Here is a 16993-nt window from a genome sequence, read left to right as displayed (position 1 = left end):
CACCAAAAGAACACATTCTGCTCTGGGTTATAAGACACCCAGACAGATCGAAGAAATGCTATTGGAAAAAGAAAAAATGGCAGCATAAAAAAGTCTCCTATTTTTAGTTGCAATTCCAATAGGAAGACGCCCGTTTGATCGAACGTTCCGGCCAGTGGTGTTCATCGGGTAGGTAACGGCGGATGGCGTCCTTTCCTACACGACCGGCAATCCTGTCCAGCAGATTGCCGATCTCAGTACTTTCGTAAGCGCCCCCGTCGTTCCATAGTTTTTCCTGTTGGACATCCAGGTGCTCGGCCACAGGTGCTTCCAATATAAAAAGTTCAATGCCCAGCCCCGGGGCAATGGTGCCGATCTTTTCGCTGAACAGGCGGAAAAGATGGCGTCTATCGCGCGAAGGGCGGCCCGTGCCGATTGCAATCCATTGCTCCCTGCCATCCATTCGGAAAGATCGGAAAACCGCCTTCCGCAGTCCCTTGCTTTCCGTTTGTAAACGCAGGCATATACTTTCCAGTAAGGTTTCCAAAGCCATTTCAATAGCCTTTCGTGTACAGACAGGTTCAAAACAGGGGAGACGTTCCACATAAGGGATCAGTGGTCGGATCGGTTCCAGGGATTCAGGAAAGGTCCCCAGTGCCTGGCCGATGCGTTTGGACAATTGATCACCGAAACGGCGGCGAAGCACCGTCCGTGGCATGTCGATAAAATCACCAATATGGGTAAGTCCCAGTTTCTGCATACGTTCCGTGATCACCGGATCCAACCGCAGGGCATGAGGAGGAAGGGGCATTAATGCAGCAAGCTGTTCATCAGAGGCAACAGTGGTGCCATTCTTTCCGTAACGGGCAAGAGCCCATGCCGTCCCGATGGTATCGGCCATGGCCGCCCGAACATCATAGCCCGCACCTTTTAATTTTCCGATGATATCGGCTATATAAAGTTTTTCCCCTTTCCATAAATGCGTGCAACCGCTGGCATCCAACACCAGTCCATCCGGCAGATCGATACCCGCCAATGGCGTATAACGCAGGCACCATTCGGCCAGGCCTTTCAATAGCTTCTCCGCCCTGTCGGGCTCATAATCGAAAACCTCTAGCGCTGGATAAAGCACGCGTGCATCGGCCAGTACCATTTTTTCGGTAATGCCTTCTGAAGCTGCTTCAGGACTTAGGGCCCGGATCACCATACGCCCCCTTTCCGGTGCGGCCAGTACAAAAGCCTTTCCGCGTAGCTCCGGCCTACGAGCGGTCAGCTGGTCCGTCAGCAAATGACGGAATGCTATTGCAACAAATCTTTTCATCAGGTACCGGTTTGTGTATAAACTTTTTTCTGCGCTTGGGCAGGGTAGTCCACATAATGGAAAATTCCGGCTTTCCAGCTGATTTGCCAGGTACCCGGCCTGCCGTTACGTATCTTGTTGAGCTGCACTTCCCACAATGGATGGCCAATACCAGGTAATTCACCGTTCACTTCGCTACCCAGCGGACGGATGTTCCAGCGCGAAACACAGGCCAGATTATTCAGGTGATGCGGACGGTAGCGGTGCAGAAAGCCCGTAACACGGCTCTGTTCAACGGCCAGTTGCAAACGGCGCGAAGCTGTTAGGTCCAACTCACGTATTTCACCCACTACGGCAGCTAGCGAGGGGCATTTAAGGGCCTCTTCCAGTACCCAGAGAGCCTCTTTTTCCTGTCGCAAGCTGATGAAGATTACCCGGTGCGGTTCGATACCAAAGCTCCGAAGCGAGGGCGGGAACAAACGTTTACCGATACTCACCCAGAGACAGGGGCCTTTTTCCCGCATCAGACGGCCGATCAGGCAGGCGATAAAACCTGTAGAGGCGGCCGTTTCCTCTGCACTGTTGCTGATAAATTCGTGTATGGCACCCAACGGAAAAGTACCCATTGGGAAGGCTTTTTCCATCGGACCAAGGTCACCGAGTGGTTCATCGCTTCCGCTCGGAGTCGAAAAACCTTCCGCTGTCAGAATCATCTTCCGCAGTTCTTCCACCATCAACTTTTTTTCCACCGAGGCTTCCATATCCCGAATAAATTTCTATTTTTGTCATTGTTGGTGACAAACATATTGTCATCAATAATAACAATACAAAATGGAAGCTGCAAAAGTTTTTTTCAGAAGCAATCTCCGTTTCCTGCGCAACCGTAAGAAATACAGTCAGGAACACCTAGCACAGCAGCTGGGTTACACACGCAGTAAATACACCGCCTTGGAGAACGGGCAAACGGAAAACCCGTCACTGGCCGATCTGATTCGTATATCCGAATTTTTTAAAATTCCTTTGGATAACCTGCTTAAGCAGGACCTGAGTCAGTGGAGTGAATATGATCTACGTAAAATGGAAACCGGCGCCAAGGAATATATCAACGGAAAGAACCTGCGTGTGCTTTCCATCACCGTCACGCCCGATAACCGGGAGAATATGGAATATGTACCGGTGAAAGCCAAGGCGGGCTATGTAGCAGGTCATGCCGATCCTGAATTTTTGGCCACGCTGCCCAAATTTTCGCTACCCAATTTACCTGTTGGGGCTACCTACAGAATGTTCCCTACCACAGGCGATTCCATGCTGCCCGTTCCCGAAGGGAGCGATGTGGTGGCCCGTTACGTACAAGACTGGAAAACGTTGAAGCCCGATAGCCTCTGCATCGTTATTCTTAAAGGTGAGCAGGATTTCGTGTTTAAGCAGGTCACCTTACAAAAGGACGGTACTGTACTTTTGCGGTCCCTGAATAAACATTATGCACCCTATACCGTAAGGGTAGATGAAGTATTGGAAATCTGGCAATATGTAAAACACCAGACCGACACATTGCCCGAACCTGAAACCGATCTGCAAGAGATCAGGCAACTTATCGTGGAAATGAAAAAACAGATCAATAAGTTATAAAAGATAATCATTAGATTCAGAACAGATGGACGAAAGCTTTTCCATACCCATATGCTATCAGCATGCGGAATACACCTTCGAAAGCCGCATCCGTTGGATGGGTTATATACATAAAATCGAAGTGGATGTATTGGGTACGATCGTGCATTTTGAGCCCGATGAAGAACGGAATTACCGTGCAGTACTAGTAAANCGAAAGCCGCATCCGTTGGATGGGTTATATACATAAAATCGAAGTGGATGTATTGGGTACGATCGTGCATTTTGAGCCCGATGAAGAACGGAATTACCGTGCAGTACTAGTAAATCCACATGAAGAAACAGCTAAAGAATTAAAGCCTGGGCTACTGGAGGCCATCGCAACCTATCTGGAAGAACAGGTTAAGTCAAAGTAAGGGTAAGAAATTGGAATCCGCTAATAACCGAATAAGGTTTAAAGCGAGTCCGGCATTGCTACCGGCTGCCCATTTTCCTTTATGATCGGCATGGGTGCGTTCCAATTTCTTAGTTTTTCGCCAAGCAGATAAGCGAGCTCTTTTACTTTAGCGGGATATTGGCCGGCTAAATTGTGCGCCTCTTGAATATCATTTTTTAAATTGTACAACTCAAGACCGGCATTGCGCATATGATAGATAAGCTTCCAGTCCCCTTTCCGAACGGCACTTTTATAGTTGATGCCCGGCCCGTCGTTTGTTGTCCACTTGTTGGGCGAATGCCATACCAGTACACGTGTCGAATCGATCAGCTTTGGGTTTTTAAGATAGGGCACAAAGCTCTTGCCGTCGATGTTCTGGACAATTTCCGTTGATGAAACACCTGCCATATCCAAAATAGTGGGAAAGAAATCTTCAATCATCACATATTGGTTTACAACGGAACCGGGTTTTGCGACACCCGGCCATTTCACCAGCATGGGTTCACGAATACCACCTTCATAGACAGAGCCTTTTCCTGCTTTTAAGGGTAGATTTTGCGTATGTGGCCTAGCACCTCTCGGTGGGGATAAGCTCAAACCACCGTTGTCGCTCATAAAAATGATGACCGTATTTTTGTCTACTTGCTTTTCTTTCAGGAAATCCATCAGATCACCCAAGCTTTTGTCCATGCCTTCCAATAAGGAGGCGTACATCGCTTCGGATTCTTCAAGACCGGCATCGATGTACCTTTGATAAAAACGCCTATCCGCCTGTAAAGGCACATGTACGGCATAGTGTGCCATATTCAAATAAAAAGGTTTTCCATCCCTGATCGGCTGTTCGAGGGCTTTGATCGCTTCCAGGGTAAGTGCTTCGGTTAGAAAAGTGTCTCTTCCGTAATACTCCTCTAGATCCGGTACGGCCTGCCAACTTGCCTTTCCCGGAAGATTGCCATAATTTTCCTGCGCCAGATAACTCTGCGGGTGCCCCGCGGCATGGCCCGAGATATTCACAATAAATCCCATATTATAAGGGTTGGCACCAGGTGTTCCCGCAGAGCCCCAATGGGCTTTGCCAGCATGTATGGTAAAGTAGCCCGCATCTTTGAGAATTTTCGGAAAAGGAGTGGCATGAAAAGTATGGGCGATGTTCGGTATCGGGCTCATGCCGTTATAATTCCAGTTGGCTGCGCGGAACTGATCGTCAGGTGCATCTGTATTGTTGTTGAATGCAGGAGAAGTCCAATTGGTTACGCCGTGATGAGCCGCCGTCATGCCTGATAGCATACTGACGCGTGAGGGGGTACAGACCGGATTTGCATAGGCATTGGTGAATTTAGTACCTTCTTTTGCCAAGCGCTCCATATGAGGGGTGTGGTATTTCCGGTTCAAAGGAGTGACCTCCGTCCAGAATGGCTCCGAACTGTCCTGCCATCCCATATCATCCACTAAAAAAACAATGATATTGGGTTGTTTTTTAGATTGACCAAATGTAAAATTCGATATTGTTGAAATTAATAAAATAAAAGAAAAATTGATGAATTTCATGGTTGCAGATTACTATATAAATAATTGAAATCGCTTGTCTTTTTAGGTATATGTTAATCACTTAGATTCCATAACGCCTAAAAATTTTTAAAATCATTGGCCGGATCTTATGAAGCATCCGGTCGAATCCAAGGTCGTTGGGATGAATACCATCTGCGGTTCCTTCCTGATCATTGCCTAATAGGCCGTCCGCATAAATAAGATATAAATTCCGGTCATGTTGTTGCAGCTTTTTGATTTCTGTCTCAAAATAGTTGTTTTTTTGCAATACCCTGGAAGCAACCTGGGTATCAAAATTTCCTTTTTCTCTCGCTATGCTTTGTATGGCGATGATGGGTATTTTAGGATGCTTTTTGCGAATGGTGGTGACGAAACTGGCCGTTCTTGCTAAAACTTCCTCTGGTGACGGATTGGGGACGCAATCAAGAATTAAAGCGTCCATTGATAGATCAGACAGCAAATTCGCGACTTCAATTTCCATTTTTGCACTACCGCTGAAACCAAGATTAACAAAATTTAATTTTGTTTCCCTGGAAAGTCTTGCCGGATAAGATAAACCGGGTCGACTTGCGGACGCTCCCTGTACAATGCTCGAACCATAAACCACGATGGTTTTTTTGAATGGATTACTGACCGGGTCAATTGTTGTCCCGGAATCTATACCAATTTGAAGTGATATCGTCTCATCATAGGTGGGGAGAAATAGTAGGCATGTCTTATTCCCCGCGGGCATATTCGCTACAATTTCAGCCTCGTTGCAGGTATGGGATTTTGGGCGAGCGACACCTGCATATTGCCATCGGTCATTTCGTTTAATATAAAGATCCATTCCCTCAAAGGCTATTCCGGTCATATTATCAGTCGGAATTCCAGCACCGGTACACCATTTAGCAGCTATTTTCGAACTGGTGGTCTGGAAGGCGATTGCCAGACCGGCAGCATGTGTAGCTAAAACTTTTACCGCTTTAGGAAGATTGGGATTTGCAAGCGTGTCCAAACGATGGAAGAATGTGCCTTTATGGTGCACTTTGCCCACCAATGTAAGCTTATGCGCATCGATGAAGACTGTTTTAGCCTCCTGACCAAATGTATCAAGCGTAAAAATAAGTGATAGAAAGCTTAGTATTAGAACGGAAATATAGCTGACCATAAACTGTTTTAACGGACAAGATAATGATTTTAAAGGATACTGGAAAGTTGGTATCCGTTCAAGGCAATCGGAAAGTATCCAGTCAATGGAGCATGTAATATCTGGTTAGAGATTAGCGCCCGTCTTCAAACGAGAGCAACAATTCCGTACAGCTGAAGTAAGATTAATCAAATTGGGATAACTGCCAACCTTGCAAAAGAGCATCATAGAGAAAATGTTTTTGCGCAGTTCAATAGTACTACTTATCTATCCAATAGGTGATTTCGAGATTTCCTTCCATAACACGTTTCGTAATTTCCTACGATGATGCCAGCGATAATAACTCGCTGATCCTGTGGTGATTTTTAATCAGTGTGGTAGTTGTTCTCTTAACAATCCATATAGCCAAGTTCCTGCAATAGCGCTCAAAAGCGTTACAGCAACAACGGTAGCACCTATTCCTATCTGCGCAAACAGCGGACCCGGGCATGCTCCTGTAATTGCCCATCCAAATCCAAAAATTAATCCACCATAAATTTGTCCTTTATGGAACTTTTTTGGTGTAATGGTAATCGGCTCACCGTAAATGGTCTTGATATTGAACCGCTTAATCAATCCTAAGGAAATGATGCCGACAACTATCGCGCTGCCAATGATTCCATACATGTGAAAGGATTGCAAGCGGAACATTTCCTGTATGCGGAACCAGCTTACCACCTCCGCTTTCACAAGTAGGATACCGAACAGTATGCCCGCTATCAGGTATTTAATGTTATGATACCATTTAAGTTCTAAATGGCTATTATTGATACAGGTGCCGTCCGGTAATGCTACTTCAGAATCTGTATCCGTCTTTATATTTTGCTGCATTTCATTTTCTTTTAAAGTGAAAGAATAATGGGTAGAATCAAATTTGCTACGATGAAACCACCGACCATAAAGCATATCGTGGCAACTAATGACGGCCATTGTAAGTTGGATAATCCCATGATGGCATGTCCACTTGTGCAACCACCTGCATAACGTGTCCCAAACCCAACCAAAAAGCCTCCAACCACTATCATTAAAAAGCCTTTCAGTGTAAAGAGTGATGCCCAGTTCAGGATTTCTTCGGGAACCAAATTATCATATTCGGTAATCCCGTATCCTGCCAGTTCTTTAGCTAATTCCGGACCGACTTCAACAGGGTTTGGATCTGCCAAAAGATTAACGGCGATTGCCCCACCTAAGCATATGCCGAATACAAAAAACAGATTCCATGCTTCTTTCTTCCAGTTGTACTTAAAAAATGCAATATTGGTAGGGATACACGCGGCACAGATGTGCCGCAGCGATGAGCTGATACCGAATGATTTGTTTCCTAAAATCAACAAAGCAGGAACGATTAATCCGATTAATGGCCCTGCTACATACCAGGGCCAGGGTTGTCTAATAATTTCTATCATTATCTTTATTTAAATCGTGTGAATATTCTCTTTGCAGACTACGATTGTATCTGTTACTGCTAGCCTTTCCTTCATGCCGCCCGAAAAGTTCTTTACATTTTCACTATTTAGCCAATATAAAATAAACTTCCAATTTAATAATACTGAATTTGGGGAACAAGTGTTTTTATAGTATATAACCCCGAAATTTATCGAACAAAGGATTGAGTAAAGTGATCCTTGTCAATCGCTCAAAATTACTTTGCTCAATCGCGCATTAAGGTGTGACGGCCATTTGCATTCCTTTTATCTGATCTATTCTTTCTTGTGCATCGTCTGTATTTATTTCTTCAACACCTTTTGAATCAAAGCGCTTGTAGTCGATTTTATTATTGTCCAAAAATTCAATTCGCTCAATCTTTCTGATGTTTTCAGGAATATTGGCCCCAAACCATTGCTCGTCTTCCTGTAACTGCCAGGTTACACCGTATAATATCGAGCCTGTAGGATAGTTGTCCTTACTGCTCATTTTGGCGTAATTATAAGCGAAATCGTTGCCATATAGCATGGTCATCGAGTTATCTTTTTGATGAATAGAAGCGCTTATTGCTTTCAGTAATAAGGGATTTTCAGATAAGTTTCCCAAGTTGTTTATAGAAGCGTTTTCATTTAAGCCTAATCCATTTTTCGGATTACATCCAAATAAGGAAAGAACTACTATGCTTAGGGATATATATAAATTATGTTTCATTTTGTTTTGATTTTCTGTAAATAATCTTTTAGGTATAAGGGTTTTGTAAATACATAATCATTGCTTTTCATTGGCTTATGACAGGCAATACATTCGCTTGTAAAAATTGCTTTTTCTCCGTAAGGTTTTAAATCCATTCCTCGCCATCTTGCCCATCCCCAACCTTTAGTAGAAGCATATTTTTTTGCACCCTTTATCATAAATTCTACTTGTACAAACTCTCCTGTTGAAATGCTTCCATCAGGATTGGTCCGTTGTTTCCATGCCGTTTTAGCCAGAATAGCTCCATCCGGCCAAGGGTTTATCGTTTGATTTTGTATGGCTTTTACTGCAACCTCATTTCCATAAATTATTCGCATTGTTCCATTATCAAAACGGTCTGAAACACTGATTACCTTCCAGTTTCGATAATCGGAAAGGTATTCAATGCCATTAGCTGTTGGTTGCACATCTTTTTTTGATGATATGGATTTTTGACTGATAAAATCAGCGAACTGCTTATTGATTTCATCAATTTGAATATTGTCTGCTGGTTTCCGAGGCGTTCTTGTCAACAAAAACTCTTTTAAGGCTTGAATATCCCTAGCTGATAATTTTGCATTTCTATGGATAGTCGTATAGGATGGTAACGGCATTTCTCCCTCCAGGATTTTATTGAGCGAATAGTAAAGTTTTGCATTTTGTTGTGCAGGGGCCAACGAATCCCATTTTGAAAAATCCATTGCTTTACGCCCTTTCCGGATATGGTCGTAAACGAAAAAATTGGCAGGGGTAAATTTATCATACCATTCCAAATTTGTTTCGGTAGAATGACAATTAAAGCAGGAATTTCGGATGATGGAATTTACTTCTTCAGGTATTCCCCTTAGGTTATGGACAGGTATGTATTCCGGTTCTTCGGGTCTTACAAACTGTAAAAGACCCACACAAACCGCTAATAAGATCGGCACTAAAACTCGTTTTTTCATTATTAAAACTATTTATTTTATAGGAACAAAATTATTGCTAATGAGTATGTTATGGAACAAATCAATCGTCCAAAGGGATAAAATGGCAGATGAAAGGGAATACTAGACTTTAAAGCGGAACAGAAAAAAGTATACTGCGAATTAGGATGAATGATAAACGCCAAAAACTTTCATGCCAATGGTAAAAGATTTAATTTAGCTTTTTCAATTTCGCCAATGGGAAGCGTAAAACTTTACATATATACATTCGCTGTAATTGCTATAGTTAGTTTAGTGGTAGCAATAGGAGCTTTGAATTTCTACTATACAAATGCCTGTGAAGCTCTCTTGAAACAGAAAACGGAATCAGGACAAAGGGAAATCCGTGAATTAGGTATATTATTAGAACAACAACTTCAAGCAGGAATTCGATCAATCAAGGTTATTGAAAATCTCCAACAAAGTATACAGAATACGGATGTTCAAAGTGAATTTGTATGTATGTATAATACCGAAGGAATAGAATTGTGCCACCCCGATCCATCATTGATAGGAACAAAAATAGATGCTGGAAATTCTAATTTCTCAGGTTCAGACAAAAAACAAAGCTTTCAGGAACTTCTCAAAAGAGGGAAGTTAACATCTGGTATCAGAACTTTTCCCAAAACTGCTAACCGAAGTTCTGAAATTGTAAGTGTTTATCCTGTTAGAGGAACAGACTGGATGCTGGCAAGCCACGCTAATGTAAAAGTCATTCAAACGCAGTTAGACAATTTGTATCAAAAGTTTTGGATAGGCACATTATTATTGGTCCTTATCATTACGGGAATTTGCTTTTGGCTCATAAGGCTTATATATCGCAAACATGAGCAGCAAATGGAATTGAAAATTTCAGGATTAAATGAAGAAGTGAACAACCTGAGTCTGCTTAACAGACAATTGGAGAACAAACAGCAACAGGCATTGGAAAATAGCACTATTCAGAAAGAAGAAAATGCAAGAAAACGGCTAATTACTTATTTGAAAGATGAAATCATAACCATTGATACGGAAGATATCACCTATATTATTCTGATTGAAAATACTGTTTCGGTATTTACTTTTCAGAACAAAACATACAGCCTGAATACCAGTTTAGATGATTTGATGAAAGAATTGGACAATGAGGTTTTTTATAGAGCCAACCGCCAATTCATCGTCAATATTAATGCTATCGAAACTATATGGATATATGGGCGTAATCAATTGCGGATAGATACCAAGCCCAGATGCCCTGAGCCGATCATCATTAGTAAAAACAAAGTATCGGAATTTAAAAAATGGCTTGATAAGTAATCTGTCGTGACCATGAATTGCAGCACTGGATCATTAACTGTTTTCTACTGGATAATTGGGTAACCGCTATTTGAGATAAATACCTTATATTAAGTTTTTATCGAACGGATCAAGTGATTAAAAAAATGCTGTTAACTTTAAGCCTGCCGTTATGTAATTCATATTATTTTTTTCCTTGAATGTTTGCACTGCGGAAGGTTCGGGATCGGGGTCTTCAAAATCTTCAGCGATTGTATAGGTGAAAACTGGCTTCAAATAATGGTAATCGGCATAGACAGTGATTCCTAATTCAGAGTTCAACATGCGCGTAAAAGCAAGCCCACCATTCATCTTAAAAGTGCGTGCCGGTTTATAAGTTAGCAAATCGATCTCATCATTAAGAAAGTTATCATCATCATCCTCATATTTAAACGAAATTTTCCCGGTGGCGCCAGTCGCTATACCTGCACCAAATTTCACCTGTAGGAGCCAATTGTGGTTGATTTCATAGGTATAATGTGGACCTATTGTGAAATTTAAGGCACCGAGCGATTGCGTCACAATGGACGAGGTTGAAGAGCCGAGATCAGGATCTGAAAAGGTTGTTTCATTTGTACTTATCGGAAAACTCACAAATGAAAAATCACCGCCCAAACCCCAATTCTTAGTAAAATAGTAAGCCCCGTCTAAACCAGCTTCAAAACCGGTTTTTGACCGAATTTCCAGGTCAAGGTTTTCAACTAGATTATGGGTAGCTGATGCGAAACCAAGCTTTAATGATAGATAAGAGGGTTTATTTAATGGATTGTCAAAACGGATGTCGCCTGGCCGATCACCCGCATTTTTATAAAACTTGTTCACGAAGAAATAACCCAGTTGAGTAGACAATATACCAATGCCTGCTCCTGCCAACACATCGGAAATCCAATGTCTATTGTTAAGCCCTCGTCCAACCCCGGTAAAGGTACTCATTGAGTATCCCGCAATACTGTACATCGGATTGATATGGCCAAACTCCTTATGCATAAAAGTAGCATTCATAAAGGCATTAGATGTGTGCCCCGAGGGAAAGGAATTTGCACGCGAACCGTCGGGTCTTTCTACTTTCGCGGTATACTTAACAGAATTTACAATAATGGCCATTATGGCAGCACTCGTAGCATAGGAGATCGTTGTACGTCCTAACTTATTACGACCTTTTATGCCCGAAAGATTTAAGGCGTAAACACTTACTGCCGGCATGTACTGCATGTAGTCATCATAATGATGGGCAAAGCTTGGAATGTATCGATTACGAACTTCTCTGATCTTCTCCCTGCTGCTCCAGGTTGCGGCACTGGCTGCGAAGAAAACCGCTGGAGGAAGCCCAATTCTCACGGCATCTTTTTCAAAGAATGATTTTTTAACCTTTTCAAGCGCTAAACTATCCTCCTGTTGAAATGACAGATTGTTTTGCAATCGTATTTGTGCAGTTACATCAGTGTAAATAAGGAGTAAATAAATAAGAATAACCGCTGAAATAGGGGGTACGTGTGTAAAGTTCGTTCTCATGTCGTTTAAATGAACGGAAAATTTGATGATCTCAATTCTCCCGTGGTAAATGGTCTTCAGGCACATACCGAGCGACGCCCATTTAGGTTTTGCCGGAAAGAGGTAATAAGCAAGATGATCAAGCAGCGAAGTATCAATACTCTCTTAAGTCTTGCGCTATCCTATATTTAGAGTCTATATGCCAGCACGATATTAGCAATACCTTTATAACCGTACCCCACATTCAACGATACACTGAATGCCTTTCCATAACTAACACCGATGGCATCTACCTGGTAAGCGAAATCAGTCGTTTTATCCTTTTCTACCTTTACATCATCTTTCGAGGAGGTGCGGGCGTGTGCAACACCTGCACCAATACCGGAATGCAATCTGAAACTTTGGTGATTGATGTAATTGTATTTGAGCTCTGCTAACAACGCATAAGTTTTAGTGGATACACTGCTTGTACCGGAGGATTCCATTAACACGTCTTTACTGGAATTTTCATAAACAAAGGTTCCACCTAGTTCCAATTTCTCTGTTACGTAACTTCTATATCCTCCGAAAATCGCACCCGAATATTTAGAATCGGTAACCCTATACGAACCTCCTGTAAAGGTCGTTATAATAATATCCCCAATAACGTCCTCTACGGAATTAGCTGTCGCAACTCCATATCCTACATAGAAAGTACCGCCATCCTGCGCAAGACCATTTTGCGTAAAAAAGCCCAATAAACATAAGGTGGCCGCAAATAATTTGATGGAAAAATTCTTCATAATAATTGTTTTAGATGATATAATAGATTTATAGTAAGATTCAAGAAATCATTTTTTTCTTTTCAATAGTTCCGCTATTTCATTTTAGATACTTCAATCCGGAATGCGCCCTTCATTACACTAAATACGCTTATCAAAAGTGTATCGCATATTGTTAAATAGTCAAATTCAAACATCAATCTTAGCGTTGCGTTAAAGATAATAGAAACGCTCTCAAGAATTAAACTTTTTACACGTATAGCCTCTCAGCTTACACGGAAAGCATTTTGCCGAAAAAAGAGAGATATCGAAAATTGCCGTCATGGAATTTGTATCGAATCACATGGTATCCGTGCAAACGTTGTTCTAATCTACATTTGGCTGCTAGCGTAATCTATTTAATTTATAATAGATTCTCCTTTCCGGGCGATGAAAACGAAACCCGACTGATTTTAGACATTTTTGCTAAAATCTAAAACAATAGTTGCAAAAGAGCTCAATCACTGTTCCTATTTTAGTAACCTAAAAGATGATCACACGATTAAAGTTTTTTAGTGGCGGGAAGAAAATCAAGCCAATAAGATACACTTACAGTCATAAATAAGTGAAATATGGAACAGGTTAAAAAGCTAAACGCCATCCTACTGATGCTGACGTTTTTTGTAGGTATTAAAATCCCAGCATGCCAAGTCATCAATTCTAGAACCGTTGAAAACGGTGGAACGGGACAATACAACGCAGTAATGGTTACAGAGGCTTTATTACCAACACATACCATCTTTAAGCCAAAAGAGATGTATGTTTTTAATGAAAAAAATAAGCTGCCCATCATTGTTTGGGGAAACGGCGCCTGTTACGATTCACCGTGGGAACATATAAACTTCCTAAATGAGCTAGCTTCTCATGGTTTTTTAGTTATTGCTATCGGTACCATGCCCACAGAGACAGGAGAACAAGTAAAACGCAGTTCAAAATCATCAAAATTATTGGACGCAATCGATTGGGCTATCAGGCAGAATAGTGATAGCAAAAGCCCGTATTATAATAAAATAGATGTAACCAAAATAGCTGTAAGTGGTATGTCATGTGGTGGTTTGCAAGCATTAGAAGTTGCTGATGATCCACGTGTTACTACGCTTGTTGTCTGCAATAGTGGTATTTTTGACAATCCCGAGAAAGGAATGTCGGTGCTTCCAAAATTAAGTAAAGCGCAACTTCGAAAAATACATTGCCCCACTCTTTATCTGTTGGGTGGCGAATCCGACATCGCTTATCAGAACGGAATGGATGATTTTAAGCAAATCAACCATGTTCCCGTTTACGTAGCCAATATGGATGTCGGACATGGAGGAACTTATAGTCAACCTCATGGCGGTGAATTTGCACGAGTTGCAGCTAATTGGTTCAAATGGCAATTAAAGGACGATCAGGAAGCTGCCCGATTGTTTGTTGGCAAACCCTCCGGGCTTTCTGAGTACCCTGGATGGACAGTAGATAAGAAGAATATACCCTAAATAAACGTATTTCCCCATTCCGGCCCGTGTGCTGTAGAAATTGCTTCCAACTATCATGAATTTTCAAAACAATGAAGCCTTTTATAGCTACACCAGCAACACTTTCCAGGCATCCATTACCCGGCCGTTATCTAACAAATGTTTGGCTTTCAAATGCTGGCGTATGGTACGGGCGTGGCTGTCGATGGTAGAATCAAGCAGTCCTTTCATTTCATCGGTTTTGCGAAAGGCTTCTATCTCCTCATCGGAGGGGAGCGTTTTAACAAGCCCCAATAACCCCAAATCATTCCCGGTTAATATATTGGAGTTTTTAACCTCTTCAGGAAAAGCATCTATGCCGATACCCATTCCGGTATAATCCATTGGTTTTGCAATTTTAAATAAATTATCACGGGTTACCCTACAATACCAATCACCGCCTAAACGTGCCACCAGATCCATTTTATGAGGGTCTATTTTGCCATTGGCATCCAAAATATCTTCATTAATGTGAATCCGTTTCACCTCTGCAATAACCAAATTACCCGCTCCTCCGTTTTTCCCTAACGATATCACATCATTCACCGCACATTCCAATTGAACGGTCGATTCCGCCACCCTGGGTGGTTTTACCGTCTCGGAGACCAATTCAGTAAGCCCCGCTTTCGAAAACTCATTTACTCCTCTTGGGTAATCAGTACTCGTTAAATAGGTTTGTTGAACCATCTCATAGCTCACTATATTAATCACACATTCAGGTATTTCCAAAATGTTTTCAAGCGTATGTTTAATAGTGTTATCACGCGCCCTGCTTGTCGGCGAAAAAACGCATATCGGTGGATTGATACTAAACACATTAAAAAAACTAAACGGACTTAAATTGACCTTGCCATTTTTATCGATAGTGGATGCAAAACATATCGGCCGGGGTGCAACGGCATCGTGTAAATAGCCTTGTATTTCCGTCGACGTTGCTGATGAAACATCAATAGTTTTTAATCTCATTCAAATTTTTATTAACGTGAGTTTGGAATAAGAAGCATACAAAAGGGAGCAAAGGGTATGGTTTCTACAACTCTGTCCTTATAAATGAAATTACAGAAATTTTTGCAGACATTATTAATTTTTGCAAAATATAAGCGCTGACCTATAATCGACAGTGGAGAGATCATGAAATAGCGACACTGTTCTTTAGTAAAAGTAGTTCGCTGGATATCGCTACATGTGTTGGTGCAATTGCGTAAATTAGGGAATCAATTGGCTATAACTATGGAAACGATAATTTATGAAATGGATCACACGGGAACACCCAAAAATTGACAGAATTGCCTGTCCATGGCTGGTAAAGCGATTTATCGACACTGATGCCGAGATCATTTTTGTCCCGGTCGGAAATGTTATCCAGGTTGCGGGGCAGATAGGTGCTACTCCCTTTGACATACCCGGAGTTGAATACAGCCATTATGAAGATAAATGCACTTTCGATTACTTCATCAAAAAACACGGGCTAAAAGACCCGGCACTGGACAGGATTGCCAAGATAGTCCGTGGAGCGGATACCGATCGGCATGATTTTGCTCCACAGTCAGCTGGGTTGGAGGCTATTTTTTCCGGATTAGCTTACAATATAAAAGATGACCATGAGTTGCTGAATATGGGAATGATTATTTATGATGGCCTCTACAGCTGGGCGCAGCACCTATTCAGGAAGCGGCACGCGGGGGATGGTCCGATAGAACAGTTGCTTCTACAGATCTACCACCATTACCTGAAGCGGCAACGGAAGGAGCAGATGCCGGAATGGGCTGTGGCCTTGAGAGAGATGATCCAGGATCAGGTGGACACCAACATGCACCTGAACCTTCATCAGCTTTCCGATGAATTGGAACTCAGTTCCGCCTACCTCTCCAGGGAATTTTCAAAGTATTTCGATGATCTCAATTTCGGAGTATATATCCGTAAAAAGCGTATTGAGAAAGCAATTGAATTAATGGCAGATTCCTCGCTCAGCCTTACCGAGATTGCTTACCTGACAGGCTTTTCAGACCAGAGCCATTTCACCCGAATCTTTAATAAACATATAGGCTTCAATCCCTCGATCTATAGAAAAAAAATGACCAAAAAGTAAAGAATATACAAATGGGTAGATAGCATTCTATTTTTCTTCTTAGGCCTTCATTACTCTTGTATAATAATTATGCAAGATCAATGATGTACCATAAAAGAATACATTGTATCCCTTTCTACCAGATCGCTGTATCAGTCGCACTGCTTTTAGCATTTTCAACCGCTGTATCGTCACAGGAAGTAGAAGCACCCGCAAAGGTGACCGCCTATGTCGGCATTGTACATCCGATTGTTACCTATACATCGGGTGATTTCACACCGAATTTTAGAGATAGGTATATAGTGGGTATGCCAACGGGTATAAACATCCGAAGGGAGGGACGTCTTGGTTTCTCCCTTGAGATGGTGCCCTATATCAGCGTACAGCAGGGAAAGAGCAGCATGAGCAATTTCCTGTTCCACCCCGGTGTACTGTTTCCGCTGGGCAGAGGATTCACCTTTATCGGAAGGGCTGCCTTTGAAACTTCGGGCAGGTTCGGTTTCACACCCGTACTGAGCAAGGTCATCATCAAGGAACACGCGGGAGTGGAATTGCAACTAAAAATAGGAGACTTTTTTATGCTGCCATTTTTTCTTTTTCCAATAGCATTTCTTCGATCTGTCTGGGTGTCTTATAACCCAGAGCAGAATGTGTTCTTTTGGTGTT

At 42.1% G+C, this 16993-nt stretch carries 17 protein-coding genes; 6 read left to right on the top strand and 11 right to left on the bottom strand.

Features of this window, described 5'->3' with window-relative positions:
- Positions 1 to 103 precede the first annotated feature (103 nt).
- Complete coding sequence (locus tag RYH73_RS26290) at positions 104 to 1300, bottom strand: Y-family DNA polymerase (RefSeq protein WP_335316419.1); 1197 nt, start codon at positions 1298 to 1300, stop codon at positions 104 to 106.
- The gene (locus RYH73_RS26285; protein WP_335316418.1) at positions 1300 to 2040 is read right to left on the bottom strand and encodes an ImuA family protein; all 741 of its coding nucleotides are present in this window, start codon (positions 2038 to 2040) and stop codon (positions 1300 to 1302) included. The genes RYH73_RS26290 and RYH73_RS26285 overlap by 1 nt, the downstream gene beginning before the upstream one ends.
- Positions 2041 to 2110: 70 nt before the next feature.
- Between RYH73_RS26285 and RYH73_RS26280 the strand changes: the two genes are divergently transcribed.
- Positions 2111 to 2908, top strand: a complete 798-nt coding sequence (locus RYH73_RS26280) for an XRE family transcriptional regulator (protein ID WP_335316417.1) — start codon at positions 2111 to 2113, stop codon at positions 2906 to 2908.
- A gap of 212 nt (positions 2909 to 3120) precedes the next feature.
- The gene (locus RYH73_RS26275) at positions 3121 to 3303 is read left to right on the top strand and encodes a hypothetical protein (RefSeq protein ID WP_335316416.1); all 183 of its coding nucleotides are present in this window, start codon (positions 3121 to 3123) and stop codon (positions 3301 to 3303) included.
- A gap of 38 nt (positions 3304 to 3341) precedes the next feature.
- Here the strand turns inward: RYH73_RS26275 and RYH73_RS26270 are convergent, their stop codons facing one another.
- From RYH73_RS26270 to RYH73_RS26245, 6 genes are all read right to left on the bottom strand, one after another.
- Positions 3342 to 4871 carry a sulfatase gene (locus RYH73_RS26270; protein ID WP_335316415.1) on the bottom strand — a complete coding sequence of 510 codons (1530 nt, stop codon included), beginning with the start codon at positions 4869 to 4871 and terminating at the stop codon, positions 3342 to 3344.
- A gap of 61 nt (positions 4872 to 4932) precedes the next feature.
- The gene (locus RYH73_RS26265) at positions 4933 to 6021 is read right to left on the bottom strand and encodes an SGNH/GDSL hydrolase family protein (RefSeq protein ID WP_335316414.1); all 1089 of its coding nucleotides are present in this window, start codon (positions 6019 to 6021) and stop codon (positions 4933 to 4935) included.
- A gap of 348 nt (positions 6022 to 6369) precedes the next feature.
- On the bottom strand, positions 6370 to 6870 hold the full coding sequence (locus RYH73_RS26260; RefSeq protein WP_335316413.1) for a DUF6691 family protein: 501 nt from the start codon (positions 6868 to 6870) through the stop codon (positions 6370 to 6372).
- 11 nt (positions 6871 to 6881) lie between these two features.
- Positions 6882 to 7445, bottom strand: a complete 564-nt coding sequence (locus tag RYH73_RS26255) for a YeeE/YedE family protein (protein ID WP_335316412.1) — start codon at positions 7443 to 7445, stop codon at positions 6882 to 6884.
- Positions 7446 to 7701: 256 nt separating this feature from the next.
- Entirely contained in the window at positions 7702 to 8175 is a 474-nt protein-coding gene (locus RYH73_RS26250) for a hypothetical protein (protein ID WP_335316411.1), read from the bottom strand.
- On the bottom strand, positions 8172 to 9143 hold the full coding sequence (locus tag RYH73_RS26245) for a cytochrome P460 family protein (protein WP_335316410.1): 972 nt from the start codon (positions 9141 to 9143) through the stop codon (positions 8172 to 8174). The genes RYH73_RS26250 and RYH73_RS26245 overlap by 4 nt, the downstream gene beginning before the upstream one ends.
- 150 nt (positions 9144 to 9293) lie before the next feature.
- Between RYH73_RS26245 and RYH73_RS26240 the strand changes: the two genes are divergently transcribed.
- Entirely contained in the window at positions 9294 to 10457 is a 1164-nt protein-coding gene (locus RYH73_RS26240) for a LytR/AlgR family response regulator transcription factor (protein WP_335316409.1), read from the top strand.
- Between the two features lie 117 nt (positions 10458 to 10574).
- Here RYH73_RS26240 and RYH73_RS26235 read toward each other — a convergent pair whose 3' ends face one another.
- Together RYH73_RS26235 and RYH73_RS26230 are read right to left on the bottom strand one after the other, a co-directional pair.
- Entirely contained in the window at positions 10575 to 11987 is a 1413-nt protein-coding gene (locus tag RYH73_RS26235; protein WP_335316408.1) for a phosphatase PAP2 family protein, read from the bottom strand.
- A gap of 167 nt (positions 11988 to 12154) precedes the next feature.
- Positions 12155 to 12748, bottom strand: a complete 594-nt coding sequence (locus RYH73_RS26230; protein WP_335316406.1) for an outer membrane beta-barrel protein — start codon at positions 12746 to 12748, stop codon at positions 12155 to 12157.
- Positions 12749 to 13338: 590 nt separating this feature from the next.
- Between RYH73_RS26230 and RYH73_RS26225 the strand changes: the two genes are divergently transcribed.
- The gene (locus RYH73_RS26225; RefSeq protein WP_335316405.1) at positions 13339 to 14241 is read left to right on the top strand and encodes an alpha/beta hydrolase family protein; all 903 of its coding nucleotides are present in this window, start codon (positions 13339 to 13341) and stop codon (positions 14239 to 14241) included.
- 87 nt (positions 14242 to 14328) lie between these two features.
- Here the strand turns inward: RYH73_RS26225 and RYH73_RS26220 are convergent, their stop codons facing one another.
- Positions 14329 to 15225 (bottom strand): flavin reductase family protein, encoded by an 897-nt coding sequence (locus RYH73_RS26220; RefSeq protein WP_335316404.1) that lies wholly within the window; start codon positions 15223 to 15225, stop codon positions 14329 to 14331.
- Positions 15226 to 15505: 280 nt separating this feature from the next.
- On the opposite strand from RYH73_RS26220, the gene RYH73_RS26215 reads away from it, so the two are divergent.
- Both RYH73_RS26215 and RYH73_RS26210 read left to right on the top strand, forming a co-directional pair.
- A complete protein-coding gene (locus tag RYH73_RS26215; protein ID WP_335316403.1) occupies positions 15506 to 16348 on the top strand; it encodes a chromate resistance protein ChrB domain-containing protein in 843 nt (280 codons plus the stop codon).
- 80 nt (positions 16349 to 16428) lie between these two features.
- Positions 16429 to 16993 (top strand): hypothetical protein (locus RYH73_RS26210; protein WP_335316401.1); only part of this gene is annotated, 565 nt, incomplete at its 3' end.

It is taken from the genome of Olivibacter sp. CPCC 100613, from assembly GCF_036959255.1.
Lineage (GTDB): Bacteria > Bacteroidota > Bacteroidia > Sphingobacteriales > Sphingobacteriaceae > Olivibacter.
This window is presented reverse-complemented; position numbering and strand designations above follow the sequence as displayed.

What these genes read in the sequence shown, in the direction of transcription:
- RYH73_RS26290 (WP_335316419.1), bottom strand. Translation starts at nt 1,300, where the DNA reads ATGAAAAGATTTGTTGCAATAGCATTCCGTCATTTGCTGACGGACCAG.
- RYH73_RS26285 (WP_335316418.1), bottom strand. Translation starts at nt 2,040, where the DNA reads ATGGAAGCCTCGGTGGAAAAAAAGTTGATGGTGGAAGAACTGCGGAAG.
- RYH73_RS26280 (WP_335316417.1), top strand. Translation starts at nt 2,111, where the DNA reads ATGGAAGCTGCAAAAGTTTTTTTCAGAAGCAATCTCCGTTTCCTGCGC.
- RYH73_RS26275 (WP_335316416.1), top strand. Translation starts at nt 3,121, where the DNA reads ATGGGTTATATACATAAAATCGAAGTGGATGTATTGGGTACGATCGTG.
- RYH73_RS26270 (WP_335316415.1), bottom strand. Translation starts at nt 4,871, where the DNA reads ATGAAATTCATCAATTTTTCTTTTATTTTATTAATTTCAACAATATCG.
- RYH73_RS26265 (WP_335316414.1), bottom strand. Translation starts at nt 6,021, where the DNA reads ATGGTCAGCTATATTTCCGTTCTAATACTAAGCTTTCTATCACTTATT.
- RYH73_RS26260 (WP_335316413.1), bottom strand. Translation starts at nt 6,870, where the DNA reads ATGCAGCAAAATATAAAGACGGATACAGATTCTGAAGTAGCATTACCG.
- RYH73_RS26255 (WP_335316412.1), bottom strand. Translation starts at nt 7,445, where the DNA reads ATGATAGAAATTATTAGACAACCCTGGCCCTGGTATGTAGCAGGGCCA.
- RYH73_RS26250 (WP_335316411.1), bottom strand. Translation starts at nt 8,175, where the DNA reads ATGAAACATAATTTATATATATCCCTAAGCATAGTAGTTCTTTCCTTA.
- RYH73_RS26245 (WP_335316410.1), bottom strand. Translation starts at nt 9,143, where the DNA reads ATGAAAAAACGAGTTTTAGTGCCGATCTTATTAGCGGTTTGTGTGGGT.
- RYH73_RS26240 (WP_335316409.1), top strand. Translation starts at nt 9,294, where the DNA reads ATGATAAACGCCAAAAACTTTCATGCCAATGGTAAAAGATTTAATTTA.
- RYH73_RS26235 (WP_335316408.1), bottom strand. Translation starts at nt 11,987, where the DNA reads ATGAGAACGAACTTTACACACGTACCCCCTATTTCAGCGGTTATTCTT.
- RYH73_RS26230 (WP_335316406.1), bottom strand. Translation starts at nt 12,748, where the DNA reads ATGAAGAATTTTTCCATCAAATTATTTGCGGCCACCTTATGTTTATTG.
- RYH73_RS26225 (WP_335316405.1), top strand. Translation starts at nt 13,339, where the DNA reads ATGGAACAGGTTAAAAAGCTAAACGCCATCCTACTGATGCTGACGTTT.
- RYH73_RS26220 (WP_335316404.1), bottom strand. Translation starts at nt 15,225, where the DNA reads ATGAGATTAAAAACTATTGATGTTTCATCAGCAACGTCGACGGAAATA.
- RYH73_RS26215 (WP_335316403.1), top strand. Translation starts at nt 15,506, where the DNA reads ATGAAATGGATCACACGGGAACACCCAAAAATTGACAGAATTGCCTGT.